Raw genomic sequence first — 17375 nt, forward strand, 5'->3', positions numbered from 1 at the left:
GGCTCCTCTCCCAGACGTTCACGTGCCTGGCTGAGTGCGCTCGTCGACGGCACTGTCCATTCGTCCCGCCACACGCGCATGAGCCGCAGGCCGCCCACAAGGCGGCGCATGACCTCCTCGTAGCCGTCCCGGAACACCGCGAGGGACACCACGAAATAGACGACGACGTGTGCGGGAAGCCGCCGGACTCGCTGCTCTTTTTTACCGGTCTCGACGAGAACCTCGTCCACGACCTCTCGTGAAATCACCCGTGCGAGCACGCCCACAGAAATATGGTCGGTCAGGCGGCCYGCCGCCGAAGACTCGTCTGCCGAATTCACAATCCATTCTATCGTGGTGGTCCGCGCATGGAAGTATGACGCACCGCCCGAGTGCATACGCCAAAAACCGCACTGAAACGATCAAGCAGATATTGATCTTGTCGGCGCCCGTTCTTATCTTAGCGGCATTGCCAGCAGGACGATCGGACCGAGTTCACGTTTGGCTCTGATGACCTCGTGCCGGCACCATCCCCGGGAGCTGTAGGAGTCCGTCACGATCGCCAGGAACGCCGACGCGGAAATCGCCCGGTCTATCGCCTCGACAAGCCGTTCGCCGGCGGCGATGCTGTGCACGTCGAGAAAGTCACCGACGTCCGTGCACTCGTGCAGGTACTTGCGCACGGCCAGCGCCACGCCCCGACCGTCCGTCGACGCGTGGCTGAGCAGCACGGTGAGCGGAGAATCGTCGTCGGTGACATGCCGGAAGAGCCGGTGCAGGATCTTGTTCACGAACACCTGGTCTCGCAGCTCACGAGTTGTCTCGTAGAGCCTGAGGCAGTTCACGTCCGAAATCGACGAGGTCCGGTCGACCTTCCGGGTGAGCAGCACCGGCAACAGCCAGTGACGAGATGACGTCGATGTCATGTCGACGAGCTCGGTGACGTACTCGTTCCACCCTCCGCTCATCAGCCACGCGTCGACAAGCAGCACCACGATGTTGCGTTCGGCCCGTTCGAGATCGACGGCCGGCGGCGGATCGTCCCGTCCGGGCGGCCGCGGATTCGGTGCGGACGTCCAGAAACGGACCGGCACGCCGAGACCCCGTACCCGCGGACGCCACTGATCGGCGCACAGGAACTTGAAGGCGACGTCGGCAAGATGCTCACCGAGGAGACTGCCACCGTGCCAGACCACGTGCACCGCAACAGGCAATCGCCTGTCAGCGGTCACCAACGGTCATCAACCGGATCGGGATGCACTCCGGCACAATAACCGGACGGTCACGCCCGCCTCGGGGCCACACACAGGCCATGTATATCCGGGTATATCCAGCACATGGCAGGGACGCGTACCGGCGCCACACGTCAGGACGCGGCCCTTCCCGAGCCAGGTCCGGCTCACGTCGGTCTCGGGCGGACAGACGGACAAAATACCGGCCGGTGGCTATCCCTGCTGCTCGGTGGTCCGCCGCCAGCGGATCTCCGCGTCGATGAACTCGTCGATGTCGCCGTCGAGCACCGCCGCGGTACCGGACGTCTCGACCTCGGTCCGCAGGTCCTTCACCATCTGGTACGGGTGCAGAACGTAGTTGCGGATCTGGGAGCCGAAGGAGACGTCCTGCGGGCCGCCGGTCAGCCGCTGCTTCTCGGCGGCCTCCTCGGCCCGCCTGCGTTCGAGCAGCTTCGCCTGGAGCACTATCATGGCCGCGGCCTTGTTCTGCAGCTGGCTGCGTTCGTTCTGGCAGGTCACMACGATGTTGGTGGGCAGATGGGTGATCCGCACCGCGGAGTCGGTGGTGTTGACACCCTGCCCGCCCGGCCCGGACGACCGGAAGATGTCGATCCGCAGTTCCCTGTCGTCGATCTCGACATGGTCGGACTGCTCGACCACGGGCGTCACCTCGACCCCGGCGAACGAGGTCTGCCGCCTGTTCTGGTTGTCGAAGGGGCTGATCCGCACGAGCCGGTGGACGCCGTGCTCGCTGCGCAGCGTCCCGTAGGCGTAGGGTGCCTTGATCTGGAACGTGGCGGACTTCAGGCCCGCCTCCTCCGCCTCGGAGGTGTCGAACACCTCAGTGGCGTATCCGTGCCGTTCAGCCCAGCGCAGGTACATGCGCAGCARCATCGCGGTCCAGTCGGCGGCGTCCACGCCGCCGGCGCCGGCCGAGAGCTGGACGATCGCGTCACGCTCGTCGTACTCGCCGGAGAGCAGGGTGCGGACCTCGAGCGCGGAGATGTCGCGGGCGAGCGTGGGCAGGTCGTTCGCGGCCTCGGCGAGCAGGTCGTCATCCCCCAGATCGAGGGCGGCGATGACGTCGTCGAGACGCCTGCGCAGTGCCTCGACCCGCGAGATGTCCCCACGCACCGACGACAACCGCCTGGTCACGGCCTGAGCGCGGTCCTGATCGCTCCACAGCTGCGGGTCGGCCGCTTCGCGTTCCAGATCGGCTGCGCGACGCCGAAGAGTATCGAGATCAAGAACTGCTTCGATGCCGGCAAGCGTCGCGTCGAGAGCCTTGATCTCCTCGGTGATGTCGGCGGCCATGAGACCCACCTTACCGTCGGCCGCACCCGCCCTCACCCGTACAGATCTTGGCTCTCCCTTCCCGCTCTTCCCACCTGGTACGGATCACGGCTCACCGATGGCCATCGGCGGCATGGGACGTGCCCGACCGGCGCCCGGCCAGCCCGACGGACCGCCGAGCGGAAAGCGCCGGCAGCAGGCGTCCGCCGGACGGGGCTGCCCGACAGAATCCGGGAACTCGGCCGGCGGAAACCGCGGGACGGGTCGTGCGCCGGCGTAACGTGCACCGCGGGCGATGCCCGTGGTGCTGGCCGGGTTCCCCGTCCGGGTTCCCGCCCATGCGCCCGCGGGTCGCGGGACACTCGTCCCGACCGGGGTACCGGATGCCTCCCGTACCCGTGCCTCCTGTACCCGCGCCTCCTGTACCCCGCGCCTCCCGTATCCGCCTGCGCATCCCGCGCCCACTTGCCGCGGGCCGTGGATGGGCCCCGGGGAAAGCGGGCGCCTGAGAGCGCACGGGAGGAACATGGGAGGCATGGSCAGCCCAGCATGGCCAGCCGCGAAACCGCACCGGCCGCGTCTGTCGGCCCACCACGGCCGAGGCGGCGTCATCCGGCGGAAACATCGGCGCGCGGGCCGCAATAATACGGAAACAATGTTACGCAAAAGAGACGACGTTACAGCCTGGTAATTCGCTCCGGCAGACCCTGTACTCTGCCGCGACCGGCCCGGCGGCGTAATCTCTCTCCAGAGACTCTCGCGAGAGACGTACAACACACCGCCACATCCCGGCACGGAAGCGGCAGGCGTTCTGAAACGCTATCTTTGGTAACGAGTGGCCTCTTCGGTCTGGAAGTGGTGACGTTGCGAGTGCCCTTCCACGGCTTGCCGGTATCGGCGCCAGTGAGCGCGGGGAGYCTCGCGCCGCCCTGTCACCCTTCGGGTGGAAAGAGAACCACGGCAATACGACCGCACGCACCCGAAGGACGCCGACATGCCTGAGCCTGCCGACCGACGACGGGTACTCACAGCCGCTGTGGCCCCCGTTGTCGTCATGACCGACCAGGCAAACACCAGCGATCTGCACGAGGCCTGCGCACAGGCCCTGGGGCAGGCGCTGGACAGCTACGAGACCTCCGATCTGACCGACATCGTCGCCGGCCTGACAAGCCTGGAAGAGGTCATGCGCACCGTGCCGCGCACGCGGCGGCTGCGGGGGTCGGTCGCGCTGGACTGGATGCGGCTGCACGCGGCCGTGACCACCACCATGGCGGGAGCCGTCTACGACCAGGGCCGCCACAGTCATGCCGTGTCACTGGCCGACCGGGCCGCGACGGTGGCCCGGGCCGCCGGCGACGGACCACTCGCCGGCCGCGCGCTGACCGTCCGCGCCCGGGTGGTACGCCAGCACAACCCGGCGGTGGCGCTGCAGATCGCCGATGCCGCGGGCCGTATCGCCGGCACGAGCCCGGCTCGGGCCCTGGTCGCCGGCAAGGTCTCGGCCAGCTCGTACGCCGCGGTCGGGGACGTCGCCGGGGTCCAGCGCTCGGTGGCCCATGCCTGGAAGATCATGGAGTTGCTGGACAGCTCCGCGCACGGACGTCCGGGATTCGCGCTCGACACCTACTCCCCCGCCGACCTCGCGCTCGCCTCCGCCGAGGCGTTGACCACCGTCGGCGTCGCCGAGGACGCCGGGCCCCACCTGGAACGGGCGTCCGAACTGATCACCAATAGCGGGCAGACCGGGATGGTGATCGCGGTGTACATGGCGCGGGCTCGGGCCGCGCTCAGCCGCGAGCGTCCGGACCCCTACGAGGCCAGGCACCATGCCTCGCGGGCGGTGACCCTCTCCCTGCAACGGCCCGCGGAATGGGTCGCCCGGCTCGTGCACGACATCTCCGCGCTCGCCAGCAGACGCACCGGCCACGACATGGACGACCTGGTCGCCACCACGTCCCCCTGGTTCTGAAGCGGTCCCGGATCCAAAGCAGCGTCGCCCCCACCACATCCGCCATGGCGCCGATGCCGGCGCTGGTGCCGATACCGGCACCGGTGACGCTGGCACGCACCGACAGCGCTGTCGGGTGCACGTCGTCATACCGGTCGCAGGGAGCTGCCGGAAAATAATTTCGTTTTTGACCACGGTGTGGGACTGCGGGATCGTTCTTCACTTCCGACGCGGTGAGACGCGTGGCGGATCGAGTAATATGGGAGTCATCGACAGGGTGTGCTGATCCGGTCTGATGTCAGACCGGATCAGCACACCCTGTATGCGAGCCTCTTTGACTGTTACCGGATCTACCTCAGTACCAGACCCACRGGTCGTAGTCGGCCCACGGTGCCGAACTGCCGTTGCAGAAGTAGGACTCCCACCGGCCGGTGTTGACGCCGGCCTTGCCGGCGGCGTCACAGCTCTCGAACCAGTAGAAGCTCYGGCCGGTGTTGTGCCACGTCGCGGCGCTCGCCTCAGCGGCTGGTGCGATCAGGACGGTGACGCAGGCCAATGGCGCGATCAGCGCCGGGATGAGCTTTCTGCGCATTCTGTTACCCTTTCGGACGGGGGTCATGGTGGACGCTTTTCCGTGTTCTCGGACGGTTGTCGTCATGTCTGAATGTCTAACACCGGCGGCCGAGGGTGTGACCCTGTCATGTTGTAGGAGTGGATCTCGGTTAGATTGCTGGCCAGCAGATCACAAGGGCTTCAATAGTCTGCCCCGGCAGGCTGGAATCGGGTTTCGCCAACCCGAAGGGCGACCTGCCGAAGCGTGACGTGGGTAGGCCGCCGACGAGGTGCCAGCTGTCCTGGTCCTTTTTCGGCGACTTCCCTCCGAGTCGGACGTGCCCGCTTTCCGTGGCATCCGGCCGTCAGGGCTCCGGCGTGTTGGATTCATGCACCGTTGCGCCCGGAAAGCCATGAAGATCGAAAGTGGCACTCCGGGTGGGTGGTCACGGCGGGCATGCGGGAAGGGCGGACCGGACACGGTCGCGACCTTCGAAGTCCGGGTCTCGTGACGGCCGTGGCGCTGGAGGAGCATGCCGGTTGGAACGACCTGGCATCGTCGCACAGACAGGTGAACGCCTGTGGGCGAACGCCTGCTGACGCGCTCACCTGCCCTGCCGGTCCGTGGCCCGTGCCGCGGACCGGCAGAGGTCTGTCCAAGCCCGGAGCCAAGCCCAGAGGCGTCAGGAACTTTACAGAGCGTACCCACAAGACCACGGTCGCCTTATGGTGCCGGAAAGCAGCCGAGCTACCGAGCAGTCGGTTCTTCCGGGAGGACGGCGTGAGCCACCTGGTCGTTCAGCCATCCGCAGGGCCATCGGACGCCGATGGCGAGGGCCAGCTCCACCACCTCGCCGCCGGCCAGGTGCTCACCTTCGGCCGTGGCGCTCCCGGGACCAACGTGGACCTCGTACTTTCTCATCCGGGCATATCGCGACTCGCCGGAGAAATCACGGCGGTCGTCGACCACTGGACGCTGACCAATTTCAGCAACACGAGCTCCTACGTGGTCGACAACATCGAAGGCGGCGGCGAACACATCCGGATCCCACCCCGTAGACGGGCCGCGCCCATCCCGTTCGAGCTGGCGCGGATCACTGTTCCGACCTGCGCCGGTGGTTGGGGTATCACCGTGTTCGCGCCCGAGCAGGCGTTCGTCGTCACCGCCGCCGGCACCGGGGAACACGACCTGCCCGGAGAGCTGACCACGAACGCCTTCCATCTGGACGAGACCTCCCGGTACTTCCAGGTGCTCGTCGCCCTGTGCGAACCACGGCTGCGGGACGCGACCAGCGCGGCGGTACCCACCACCGCCCAGATCGTCGAACGGCTCGCCCTCGACCCGCGACGGCCCCCACTGACCTCGACCGCGATCACCTACCACATCGACTATCTGGCCTGTCACAAGCTGTGCACCCACCCGTTCGAGCAGCCAGGCGCCGGCCGCGACACCGCCAAGCGGGACACCCTCGTCGCGGTGGCCCTGCGGTTCGGCCTCGTCGGCCCGGAACATCTCGCGCTGCTGCCGCCGCGCAGGCGTGTCGATCGGGTGACAGGCGATCGTCCCGCCGTCGGTGCGCTGCTGTGAGCAGAGCCACCGGGCTGCCCTTCCGGATCATCACCTTACGCTCGAATGATCCGCACCTGGACGGCGCGGTCTGCCTGGTCATGGAGCGGGCGGCGGGATCRCTGGCCGACCGCTGGTCGACCGCGGCCAGCCGGCCGGCACCGGGCGGCACAGCGAGCGCGGCGGACACAACAGGCACAGCGGCCGAGGCCACTGCCGACACGGACGCCGACGGCACCGACAGCCCGGACGACGCGGCCCGTGAATCGACCCACGTCGTCCGCCGGGCGGAGCCACGCGGAATCCTGCTGGGGGTCGCGGAAGCCCTGCGCAACATCCACGGGTCCGGCTGGGTGCACGCGGATCTCAAACCGGGCAACATACTCATCGATACCGACGGTGACGCCCGTATCGCCGACTTCGGCCTGAGCAGCGAACTCGACGGGACGCACGCGTACACCCCGCCACGCGCCGGATCATAGGAGCACGTGCCGCCGGAATGGTGGAACGAGCGGCTCACGCCGTCCGGCACCCCGGTGCGGACCAGCCAGGACATCTGGGCCTTCGGCGTGATCGCCCACCAGGTCCTCACCGACGGTGTCCATCCTTTCCCCGGGGCGACGGCGTCCGCCAGGGCCGAAACGGTACGTGCCTACGGAGCCGGTCTGGTGGATCTCCACCTGGCCTCGGCGATCCCAACGCTGTGGGCGGAACTCGTCAGAGCCTGCCTGGAGCGGGATCCGGAACACCGACCGTCCGCCGCGGACGTGGCGGAGCGGGTGCGGGCCCTGCCGCCCCCGGGCCCGCCGATATCTCCTGATCTCCTGCTCTCCGATCCTCCGATGTGGAAGGCCCCCAGCTGGAAGGACGACGAACAGCAGGATGACGAACAGCGGGGGGACGAGCGGAAGGCTCCTGAACGCAGGGACGCCGTGGCCGACCCCGTGCGCCGTCGTCGGCGCCGCACGGGGGCCGTGGCCGCTGTCGTCCTCACCTGCGGTGTGGCCGCCGGCGGCGGGCTGTGGGCCGCGGGCGTCATCGGCTCCGGCAGCGACCGTGGCAGCCGGCCTGCCGTCGTCGGCCAGGTGCCGGCTGCGTCCCATTCCCTACAGGTACGTGTCGACCGTGACTGCGCGGTGTCCGCCTGCACCCTGCGCCAGCCGGTGTTRTTCCTGACCTCGGGCGCAAGCCCGTCAGGCATCGTGGAAACCCTGGTCACCGGCCCGGACGGCGTCGACCGGAACATCGCCAAACCAGGCGCCTACAACCCGCTCGGCCGGGCGGACCGTAACGGACGGAAAACCGGCCGCTGGAGCTACGAAACCGGCGATCCACTCGGTACGTGGACGGTCACGATACGGGACGTCCAGACGGGCAGGCGGGCCGTCACCATCTTCCAGGTCCTGAACACATGAAACTCCCGTTCCGGATCACATCCGGACAGACCAGATCCCACGCCTGCCCGTCGGCCGATGTTTCAGGGGGCGGGTGGGCGGACGAGTGACTGGGCGTCCGCGCTCGCCGTGATGGTCAGCGGACCGATCCCCAGGATCGCCACCACCGGCAGGGTCACCGTGCGGGTACCGGTCACCCGGACCGTCGCCGGATCCACCAGTTGCGCGGTCAACGCCATACGCCCGGACGGGTCGGCGTCGCTCTGGTACTGCGCGACGGTCGCGGCCACCTCCGCCAACGGCAGCCGCTGAAGATCCCCCGTCGCGGTGTAGATCGCTGTCTCGTCGATGCTCTGGGCCGCGGCGAGCGCCGCGCCGTCCGCGGCGGAAGCGAGCGAACGCCTGGCCAGGTACACCGCGGACACGTCGGTCACCACGATCGCCAACATCAACGCGGCAAGAACATAGCCGAGCGTAAGAACCAGAATCGACCCCTCGTCCCGGCTGTGACGGACTTCCGACCCCCGGCGCATGGAACGTCCAAGCAGGTCAGCGCGCATCCGCATCCCCTCGGTCAGTATCCGGGCGCCGCCGGGGTCGCGGGCTGCCCATCGGGGCCCGCGACGTCCGCGATTTTCCGCGTCCGGTCCRCCGCACACAGCTCACAGGTGAGCGTAGGCCTCCAGCCTCCCGAAGCGGTCAAGGTGGTCCCTTCAGGGCCTCACCACGTCCGCCGGCCCACCGTCCGCTGGCCACCCGCTGTCAGCTGCCAGCTCCCACGGTAGGCGTTCATCGGCCGACTCCTGCCCTCGCAACGGAACCGTAGGTGAAAACGGTTGTTGCGATGACAGTTTCCACCTACGGCTTCCACACCTGTAGGTGGAAACCGTCATCGCAACAACGCTTTCCACCTACAGTTCGGCTTGGACAGCCGCCAGGTCGCCCGAGTCGCCACCTGCCGGCTGGTCTTCTTTCATGGCCGGCCCGGCGCTTCCCTCGGCAAAATCATGGATAGCAGGGAGAGTCGACTGGCGATCCGTCCGATGTCGGGCGGGAGGTCGTCACCGCGGAGCACATCCGCCAGCGGTACGGCCGCGACGAGGAACAGCCGCACGTCCCTGTCACAGAGAATGTCGACAATATTGGCGAATCGCTGCCGGGCGTCCTGGCCGACCTCCGCGAGACGAGGCAGCCCGGCAATCACCCAGGTTGTGAAGCGGCCGGTGAGAGCCAGATAGTCCGTTGCGGATCTGGCTGTGTCGCACACGTCGAAGAAATCGAACCAGACGAGGTCGCCACGGGCCGCCAGGGCCCGGATCCGCCGGTTGCCCACGTCGAGCGCGGTGATTTCCGCCTCGGCCGGGGCCGTCAGGCCGGCGTCACGGAGCTGGGCGTCCGTGCCAGGCCACACGTAGACACCGGTCTCGAACCGTGACCGGGGCTCGCCCGACCAGGACCGGCCGCGATAGTCCCGTGGACCGGCAAGCTCGACCACGTCCATCGTTCGCTCAATATTCTCGATCATGGGAACGAAAAGATGATGATAGATCGGATTCGGCAGCAGACCACCCGGCGGATAGTTGGACGTGGCCAGCAGAGTGATCTGCTTCTCGAACAGCGACGCGAACAGCCGGCTGATCAACATGGCGTCGCCGGCGTCGTGGACGTGAAACTCGTCGAAACACAGCAGACGGCAGTCGGCGAGGAGCTCCTCGACCGCGAAGTCCACCGCCCGACGTTTCTGCCGGTGCCGGGAAAAGGCCGCGTGGAACTGGCGGAAGAAGTCGTGGAAATGTACCCGGTGTTTCTTGTCCGTCGGCACGGTCTCGTAGAACACGTTCATCAGCCAGCTCTTGCCCCGGCCGACCGGACCCCAGAGGTAGACTCCGCGCGGCTGCCGGCCGAACGGGCTCCGCCACCGTGACACCTCGGCGCCGAGCTGGGCGAGCCGGCCGGCGACCCGCACCTGCGCGGCGTCCAGCTCGAACCCGGACCGCCCGGCGGCATCCTGGAAACGCTTCGCGAACCGCCCCGCGTCCGCGCGTTCACCAGCCACGAGCACACCGACCACGCTGCTCGCCGACCGACGCGGCCCGGGCCGAGCCTGCGGAGAACATCCCGCTCAGAGCCGCGTCGACCAAGTCCGGCGACAGCAACCTGATCGTCTCCTGACAGACCCGGACCTGGTCGTGGTGCCCCACAGGATCAGAATCCGCCCGGCCACCCGCATTCCCGGGACAGCACAGCGGTTTGTTCGGAACTCCTTTTTCGATTATCAGAATCATGAGATCGCCACAGGTCGAAATACCGTTGCCAGTCCCGCCCAGAGGGTCCCGAAAGCCTCCCTGCGATCAGTCACCGGTACGGGTACGGGCTGCCCATTCGACTCGGGTGATCGTGTAGATGGCGCTGTCGGTCTCGTGCAGAGTCTCGTAGCGCTCGAACGTCATGCCCAGCTTCTCAGCGACGCGAATGGACTGCTGGTTGTCCCGGTGGGGGATGGCCACAAGCCGGTTCACGTCGTGGTTCGCGAACGCCCAGGTGCCGGACGCGCGGRCCGCCTCGGGCGCGTACCCGCGCCCCCACCAGGGCCGGCCGATGAACCACACCAGCTCGATCCCGGGCCATCCCGGCTCGTACCACAGCCCCGCCCGGCCCACCAGCGCGCCGGTGGCCCGTTCCACCACCGACCACGAGCCGGCCCCCTCCAGCTCCCACGCACCGATGTTCGCCGCCAGGTTGTGCCACATACTGTGCCGATCGTGGGTACCGACATACCGCCCGAACTCGGCATCGGCCCAGATGGCAGTGGACGCATCAAGATCATCACGGCGAATCGGCCGAAGTACCAGCCGATCTGTCGTCAACGTGGGGGTGTTCACGCGTCACCGCCGGCAGTAGACGCACGGATGTGGGCAACCGCGGCCCTCCGCCGCACCGAAATGGACGTACCGATCATCCTGTCCAGCTCCACAGCGCAACGTGTATGCGGAAGATCGGTATACGGGAGAACACCCCGACAGGTCCAGTGTGATCATGCCCTCCGTCGCCGCGCCATCCACCGTCGCGTCAGCACCATAACCGGCTGGCCGCACAGCCGACGCACGAACAGGAGACGCCTCCGAGGCAGCACAGCCCGGCAAGCCGCCGCTCATAACGGGCGGCGCCCACAGACCGGCGGATTTCATGATGATCCACAACGCCCGGAGACACGGTCCGCTTACGAACATGCTCCACCCTGGGTACGATCTCGCCGATATACCACGCCTCGATGATCGGCATTCCACGCGCGCCTGGATCGCACGAACTAGTCGATCAAGGAAAGCCCTGCTGCCACCGACCAGTCGCCGCCACACGCATGGGCGCGCGGCGACCCCTGCCACATCGAGGCGGCCAGTCGCCACGCTGCGCGTCGGAAAGATCCGGCGGGCAGAAAATGCCAGAAAGTCCGTGTGACGTCATAAGAGCACATGATCCCGTGTAATCCAGTGAGTGGGCGGGATCCTTACGTCACAGGCATTTGTGTGCGGTCTCGGCGGTAGGCGTCCACTACGACTACGAATTTTCCGTTGACTGTGATGTCGGCGAGGCCGGTGAACAACCGGGCTGTTCCGGGCAGGGCGACGGCGGAGCGGACGCACACGGCGAAGCGGGAGCCGGGGGCCAGCGATGCGGCGCCGTCGCCGGGGTTGCCGGCGCCGCAGTCGGCCCCCTCGGGCGCGAAACGCAGTTCGGGCGCGCCGTCGAGGCCCTGGTCGGCGAAGGCCGTCTCGGCTGCGACCCGGGCGCGGGTGACGGCCTGCGCCTCGCTGTCCGCGGTCGCGTACGCCCGGCCGGCGGCCCGGGCGGCCTGGGTCACCGCGAACGCGGCCCGCTGGACGGCGAACACGCTGAGGAAGAAATAGACGAACGGGATGAGCAGCAGGACCGACAGGCCGACGAACTCGATCAGAGCGGTGCCGCTGTCGTCGCGCCGACGCCRTCGGCGCTGCCCGCCCTGCTGGCCCCGCTCACAGCATCGGCGCCATCCACGATGTGGATGCCACGCGCGGTGCGGATGCCATGCGCGGTGCGGGCGCGGCCAGCGTCGCCGACCTGGCTCTGGTACCTGCTCCCGCGTCCGCGTCTGGTCACACTCGGGGCTCGAGCGGGACCGAAGCCGTAGGGGCATGTTCAAGGGGTCTCCTTGACCGCGTGGCCGACGACCGTGAGCGTTGTCTTCGCGCCTCCTGGCAGGACCGTCAGCGGGACGGCGACCTGGCAGCGCACCTCGACCAGGGGCACACCGGACTCGCCGGTCGTGGCGGCACTGGTGCAGGTGGTATCAGCCCGGCCAGGGATGGACGACGCGATCAGCTGCTCCGCATAGGGGCCGCCGGAGGCCTCGGGCATGTTCAGGTTCGCCGCGTGCCGGGCGCCCTCGGCCGCGTCCGCGGCCAGGGTGTTGCGGATGTGCAGCACCACACCGACCTGGACGACCCCGAGGAACAGGAAGAGCAGCAACGTCCCGACCAGCACGAACTCGACGACCGCCGAACCGCGTTCGGACGCCGGTCGCGGCGCTGACGCCCAGGCGCGCAGCCACGCCGGGAATCCGGTGGGCCCGCGCCCATCCGATTCCGGGCAGGCCGAAACAGGCGGATGATCCCGCGCCGGGGGCGACACCTTTGCCGGAAGCGGTGTCGAAGGCAGAGCGGGCTTGCGCCCGCCTGGTTCCGGGCGTGCCGGAACAGGCTGATGCTCTCGCGCCGAGAACAGACGCTCTCGGGCCGRGAGCAGGCAGCCCCACGTCAGAAACAGGCGTTCCGGGACCGGGACCACGGCGGCGATTGCGCGCCTCCGGGTGAGACGCCCGGACGGGATGGCTGTCTGCGTTGGCCGTGACCGTTGGCCGCGCACCGCCGCGCGGAACCCGGCGCGGTCAGCCGTTGCCGACCACGGAGTCGATCGCATTGGTGAAGACATCCCGCAGCTGGGGCACAGCGACCGCCATCAGGGCGACGACCAGGGCTGCCGTCATGACGGTGACCATGACCCAGCCGGGCACGTCCCCGCGGTCCCGGCGGTCCCGGCGGCCGCGGCCGGCCTGTCCGGCCTCCGCCACGAGCAGGCCTCCCCCGGCCCGGGAGAGGCTCTCCCGCTCCAGCACCCAGCGGCTCACGAACATCGCGAACACCCGCACGGCCAACAACTCCTTCACATTCTTCCGGACTCTTCGGGTCCTTCGGGCTCTTCGGATACTCACCTGGTCGTCGGACAGCGAGAAAATTTCCAGAAAATCACCGGCCGTCATCACTGGGCGTTGAAGGAAAGGCTGACCAACGCCGGGTAGAAAGCGAAGATCACGGTGGTCGGCAGGACGAAGAACACCACCGGCACCATCATCGCGATCTCCTTACGGCCGCCGGCCTCCAGCAACTGGCGTTTGCCCGCCTCCCGGACGTCGACCGCCTGTGCCCGCAGCACCTCCGCCAGAGGCGTGCCGCGTTCGATGGCCACGGCCATGCCGTCGACGAACCGGGCCAGCGACGGCACCGTCGTCCGGGTGGCCATGCCCTCGAGGGCCTGGACGAGCGTGGCCCCGGCGCGGGCGTCCGCGAGAGCCAGCCGCAGCTCACGGCCGAGTTCCCCGTGGGAGAGCCGGCTGACCCGTTCCAGCGCGCCGACCGGGCTCTCCCCCGCGGTCACCGCGAGCGCGAGCAGTTCGGCCACGGTCGGGAACTCGATCAGTATCCGTTCCTCGCGTTCCCGGATCGCGCGTGTCAGCCACCAGTCGCGGGCGACGATCCCGCCCGCGACCCCGGCGACGACCATGGCAACACCGACGATCGGCGGCGGTCCGACGCCGGTGAGCGCTCGCACGAGCAGCAGGAACGCGCCGACAAGCGCGCCGGCCGCGGAACAGATCACCTGCTGGACCCGGAACTCCTCGACAGAGGTTCGCCCGCCCGCCTGGGTCAGGCGCCGGAGCAGGGCGGCGCGCCCACCGAGGAAGCGGTCGAGCCGCCCGGCCGCGTCCCGCACGAAAGGCCGTAGCAGCTCCTCCAGACCGCTACGGGACGACATCGTGGTTCGCGGACGGTCGGCGAGCAGCCGGGACTGCGCCGGGGCGTCGCGCAGGTAGGGATCCATCCGGTCGGCGAGCCGAATCCGCCGGACGACCGGCGAGCGCCGGATGATGATGAGCAGCCCGAGCCCGGTGAGCAGGCCGATCAGGGCACCGGTCGCCGCCGGGCTCACCGCGGGCTCCCAACGGGGATGCCTGCGAAACCCGGGCTCACCGGGGTGGCGCCGGCAGAACGCGGACCCGGGAAAACGCTCATCGGCTGCGAACCCGTCGGGCGCTCGTCGGGACGGCGTCTCGTGTCGGGACGGCGCTCGCGAGGGCGGCAGCCGCCGACGGCGGAGCGTTCGCCCGCACCCTGCTGGGTTCTCATGGGCGTAGCACCCGACCTTCCTCGGGCAGCCGTCCGATCCATTTCATGATCATGTATGCCAGTGCCGACACGACGCCGCCGGTCACGAGCACGGCGACGCCGGTCGGGCTGTCGTAGGCGCGCACGGTCTCCCCCCGGGTCGCCAGCATCAACAGGACGACCCACGGTGCCCCGAGCGCGAGCCGGGCTGCGTTGACCGTCCAGCTCTGCCGGGTCTCCAGTTCGGCGCGGGTGCGCGCGTCCTCCCGCAGGAAGGTCGACAGCGTCCGCAGCAGCCGGCCGAGGTCGGTGCCGCCGACCTCCCGCGCCATCCGCAGCGACTCGATGATCCGGTCGGCGATCGGGTCGGCAAGGTCGTCGGCGAGCCGGTCCAGGCTCGCCGAGAAGGAGCCGGTCGCCCGGTAGTCCTCACCGAAGCGGGTGAACGCGGGACGCAGCGGGACCGGGCCGCGCACCCCCACCGACGCGAGCCCCTCCGGCAGGGACATCCCCGCCCGTACGGCGCTGGCCAGGTTGTCCACCACGTCCGGCCACAGTTCGCGCAGGTCGTGCATGCGGGTGCGCCGGCGCCGTACCACCAGCGCCCGCGGCAGCAGGGCGGCGAACACGAAGAATGCCCCGGCCAGCGACCAGGTGGCGGTGAAGGCGAGGACGAGCAGGCCGACCAGCAGCCCGACCCCAGTACTGATCATGAGGAACTGGTCGGGGCTGACCCCCGGGATGCCCGCCTGCGCGAGAAGCTCCTTGGTCCGCACCCGCCATTTGGCGGTGCCGGGATCACGCCGGACGCGAGGGCGGCCGCTGGTGACGATGAGGAACAGGCCGAGCCCGAAGAGCAGGCCGAGGAAGATACCCATCAGCCCTCTCCCCCTCGGATCTCGAGCCAGGGCCGTTCGCCCAGCGAGGCCCGCTCGGGCAGCGCGGCCCGCTCGACGTGGCCGTGGCCGTGGCCGTAGCTGTGGCTGTGGCTGTGGCTGTGGCTGTGGCTGTGGCTGTGACTGTGGTCATAGTCACGATCATGGTCGGACGCGGCGAGCAGCCCGGGCAGGTCGTAGCCGGCCTGGGCGAACCGTTCGGCGTGCGGAGGGTAGCCCTCGGCGCGCACCAGGGTGCTGCCGCGCGTCCGGTAGATCTGGGCGATCTCGATGACGTCCCCCTCGGTACGCCCGGGCAGCGCGACGATCTCGGTGACGCGCCGGCGCCCATGGGCGTCCTTGGACAGGTGGACGACAAGATCGACGCTCGCGGCGACCGTCGGCACCACGAAGGCGTGGCTGACGTTCTCCCCGGCGAGCAGCGGCAGGGTGCACAGTTTGGTGACCGCCTCGCGGGCCGAGTTCGCGTGCAGGCTGCACATGCCGGGCAGGCCCGAGTTGAGCGCGATGAGCAGGTCGAGGGCTTCCTCCTGCCGGACCTCGCCGACGATGATCCGGTCCGGGCGCATCCGCAGCGCCTCCTTGACCAGCCGTCGCAGCCGGATCTCCCCGGTGCCCTCCAGGTTGGCCTGGCGGGTCTGCATCGCGACCCAGTCCGGCGCCCGCAGCTTGAGCTCGAAGACCTCCTCGCAGGAGATGACCCGCTCCCGCCCGGGGATCGCCGAGCCCAGGCAGTTGAGCATCGTCGTCTTCCCGGCCTGCGTCCCACCGGCGACGATGATGTTCAGCCCGGACGCGACGGCGGCCTCCAGGAAGGCCGCGGCCGGCGCGGTGATCGTGGACAGGGCGACCAGCTCGTCCAGGCTGGCCGCGGACAGGACGAACTTGCGGATGTTGACCGACCAGTGGGCCCGGGTGACGTCGGGGATGACCACGTGCAGGCGCGAGCCGTCCGGCAGCATGGCGTCCACGAAGGGGGTGGAGAGGTCCACCCGTCGCCCGGAGCTCTTCAGCATCCGTTCGACGAGGTCCGCGACGCCGTCGGCGGTCAGGATCGTCGTGGTCAGCTCGCTGCGCCCGTTGCGGGCGATGAACACCCGGCCGGGCTCGTTGATCCAGATTTCTTCCACGGACGGGTCGTCGAGGTGGCGCTGCAACGCCCCGAATCCGGCGACCGCGTCGTGGACGAGCCGGGCGGTGGTGGCGCGGTCGACAATCGGCGGCAGATCGCTGGTGAGCGCGCGTTCCTCATATTCGCTGAGGACGTCCTCGACGAGCTGGCGTATGCGGGTGGGTTCCTCAACCGGGTCGAGGGAATGGCGCCGGACGAGTTCGCGCACTTCACCCTCGATGAGTGAGGTGGCGTCCATCCAGTCACCACGTACCGCCACGGAAGACCGATCCCCCCTGGTTATGCGTTCAGAGCRCCGCCACCCGGACAAATACTACGAAACGTAGAAAGAAGATCACGCCTAATCAGGCGGTTGACACCGTGCCCCGRCCGCCAGCCGTACGAAAATCAAGATCGCACTGCCTTCAGCTGTTCCCCTCCCGACCTCCGGCGGCGCGATAGCAAGATCGCATCGCCTTCAGCTGTTCCTCTCCTGACCTCYGGCGGTGCGATAACAAGATCGCATCGCCTTCAGCCGTGCTCCTCCTGACCTCCGGCGGTGCGATAACAAGATCGCATCGCCTTCAGCTGGTGATGTGTGCGCCTGGCGACAATATTCGCATGGCCGTTGCAGCCCACCCACATCGGGCCATGGGCAGCCCAACGACAGCGGAAAACGATCACATGCCCAGCCGAACGGCTGTTACTCTCCGCATCCACTACCTGGCTGACCTGCCACCGCGCGGGAAAACGGCCGGTCAGCCGTCGACCGGTCGGGAAAACACCCGGAACAGCCCCCGCCAGCCAGGCGGTTGCGGACCGGAGAGGATGCTCCACCGGTCGGCCGGACAGTCCTGGAAATCATTCCGCGGCAGAACTGGCACCAGCGCCGCCCCACATCCGTGAATACCTCGGCGACCGCGGCCCGTCCGATGTTCACGGGACGCGGTTGTAACCGGTGAGAAATATGCTGGCCCGCTGGCCGCG

General features: G+C 68.6%; 15 protein-coding genes and 1 pseudogene. 3 read left to right on the forward strand and 13 right to left on the reverse strand.

Annotation, left to right across the window (positions count from 1 at the left end; all coding sequences use genetic code 11):
- The 3 genes from BL254_RS11720 to prfB all read right to left on the reverse strand — a co-directional run.
- Positions 1-230, reverse strand: a 230-nt coding sequence (locus BL254_RS11720; protein WP_371390475.1) for a transposase domain-containing protein, incomplete at its 3' end; no start/stop codon positions are given.
- Between the two features lie 204 nt (positions 231-434).
- Positions 435-1211, reverse strand: a complete 777-nt coding sequence (locus BL254_RS11725; protein ID WP_139342276.1) for a toll/interleukin-1 receptor domain-containing protein — start codon at positions 1209-1211, stop codon at positions 435-437.
- Positions 1212-1424: 213 nt separating this feature from the next.
- Entirely contained in the window at positions 1425-2525 is a 1101-nt protein-coding gene (prfB, locus tag BL254_RS11730) for a peptide chain release factor 2 (RefSeq protein WP_047222352.1), read from the reverse strand.
- A 973-nt stretch (positions 2526-3498) separates the two neighbouring features.
- Here prfB and BL254_RS11735 point away from each other — a divergent pair.
- Entirely contained in the window at positions 3499-4473 is a 975-nt protein-coding gene (locus tag BL254_RS11735) for a hypothetical protein (RefSeq protein WP_047222288.1), read from the forward strand.
- A 334-nt stretch (positions 4474-4807) separates the two neighbouring features.
- Here the strand turns inward: BL254_RS11735 and BL254_RS11740 are convergent, their stop codons facing one another.
- Entirely contained in the window at positions 4808-5044 is a 237-nt protein-coding gene (locus BL254_RS11740) for a hypothetical protein (protein ID WP_076843315.1), read from the reverse strand.
- Positions 5045-5785: 741 nt separating this feature from the next.
- On the opposite strand from BL254_RS11740, the gene BL254_RS11745 reads away from it, so the two are divergent.
- A complete protein-coding gene (locus tag BL254_RS11745) occupies positions 5786-6592 on the forward strand; it encodes an FHA domain-containing protein (RefSeq protein WP_047222290.1) in 807 nt (268 codons plus the stop codon).
- Between the two features lie 80 nt (positions 6593-6672).
- Positions 6673-7986, forward strand: a pseudogene (locus BL254_RS11755) (serine/threonine-protein kinase).
- A gap of 62 nt (positions 7987-8048) precedes the next feature.
- On the opposite strand, the gene BL254_RS11760 reads toward BL254_RS11755, so the two are convergent.
- The 9 genes from BL254_RS11760 to BL254_RS11800 form a co-directional block, all read right to left on the reverse strand.
- Positions 8049-8525 (reverse strand): pilus assembly protein TadG-related protein, encoded by a 477-nt coding sequence (locus BL254_RS11760; protein WP_047222353.1) that lies wholly within the window; start codon positions 8523-8525, stop codon positions 8049-8051.
- A gap of 413 nt (positions 8526-8938) precedes the next feature.
- A complete protein-coding gene (gene zapE / locus BL254_RS11765) occupies positions 8939-10027 on the reverse strand; it encodes a cell division protein ZapE (RefSeq protein ID WP_235433387.1) in 1089 nt (362 codons plus the stop codon).
- A 289-nt stretch (positions 10028-10316) separates the two neighbouring features.
- The gene (locus BL254_RS11770; RefSeq protein ID WP_076843316.1) at positions 10317-10847 is read right to left on the reverse strand and encodes a GNAT family N-acetyltransferase; all 531 of its coding nucleotides are present in this window, start codon (positions 10845-10847) and stop codon (positions 10317-10319) included.
- 623 nt (positions 10848-11470) lie between these two features.
- Positions 11471-12136: a hypothetical protein gene (locus BL254_RS11775; RefSeq protein WP_371390480.1), complete on the reverse strand. Its 666-nt coding sequence runs from the start codon at positions 12134-12136 to the stop codon at positions 11471-11473.
- Between the two features lie 2 nt (positions 12137-12138).
- Positions 12139-12546 carry a TadE/TadG family type IV pilus assembly protein gene (locus BL254_RS11780; protein WP_076843357.1) on the reverse strand — a complete coding sequence of 136 codons (408 nt, stop codon included), beginning with the start codon at positions 12544-12546 and terminating at the stop codon, positions 12139-12141.
- 340 nt (positions 12547-12886) lie between these two features.
- Entirely contained in the window at positions 12887-13165 is a 279-nt protein-coding gene (locus BL254_RS11785) for a hypothetical protein (RefSeq protein ID WP_254858023.1), read from the reverse strand.
- Positions 13166-13257: 92 nt separating this feature from the next.
- Positions 13258-14205 (reverse strand): type II secretion system F family protein, encoded by a 948-nt coding sequence (locus tag BL254_RS11790; protein WP_047222293.1) that lies wholly within the window; start codon positions 14203-14205, stop codon positions 13258-13260.
- Between the two features lie 193 nt (positions 14206-14398).
- Entirely contained in the window at positions 14399-15259 is an 861-nt protein-coding gene (locus BL254_RS11795) for a type II secretion system F family protein (RefSeq protein WP_047222294.1), read from the reverse strand.
- Positions 15259-16647 (reverse strand): CpaF family protein, encoded by a 1389-nt coding sequence (locus BL254_RS11800; RefSeq protein WP_076843359.1) that lies wholly within the window; start codon positions 16645-16647, stop codon positions 15259-15261. The genes BL254_RS11795 and BL254_RS11800 overlap by 1 nt, the downstream gene beginning before the upstream one ends.
- Between the last annotated feature and the right edge of the window lie 728 nt (positions 16648-17375).

It is taken from the genome of Protofrankia sp. BMG5.30 (genome assembly GCF_001983005.1).
GTDB lineage: Bacteria > Actinomycetota > Actinomycetes > Frankiales > Frankiaceae > Protofrankia > Protofrankia coriariae.

What these genes read in the sequence shown, in the direction of transcription:
- BL254_RS11795 (WP_047222294.1), bottom strand. Translation starts at nt 15,259, where the DNA reads ATGGGTATCTTCCTCGGCCTGCTCTTCGGGCTCGGCCTGTTCCTCATC.
- BL254_RS11760 (WP_047222353.1), bottom strand. Translation starts at nt 8,525, where the DNA reads ATGCGCGCTGACCTGCTTGGACGTTCCATGCGCCGGGGGTCGGAAGTC.
- BL254_RS11735 (WP_047222288.1), top strand. Translation starts at nt 3,499, where the DNA reads ATGCCTGAGCCTGCCGACCGACGACGGGTACTCACAGCCGCTGTGGCC.
- BL254_RS11800 (WP_076843359.1), bottom strand. Translation starts at nt 16,647, where the DNA reads ATGGACGCCACCTCACTCATCGAGGGTGAAGTGCGCGAACTCGTCCGG.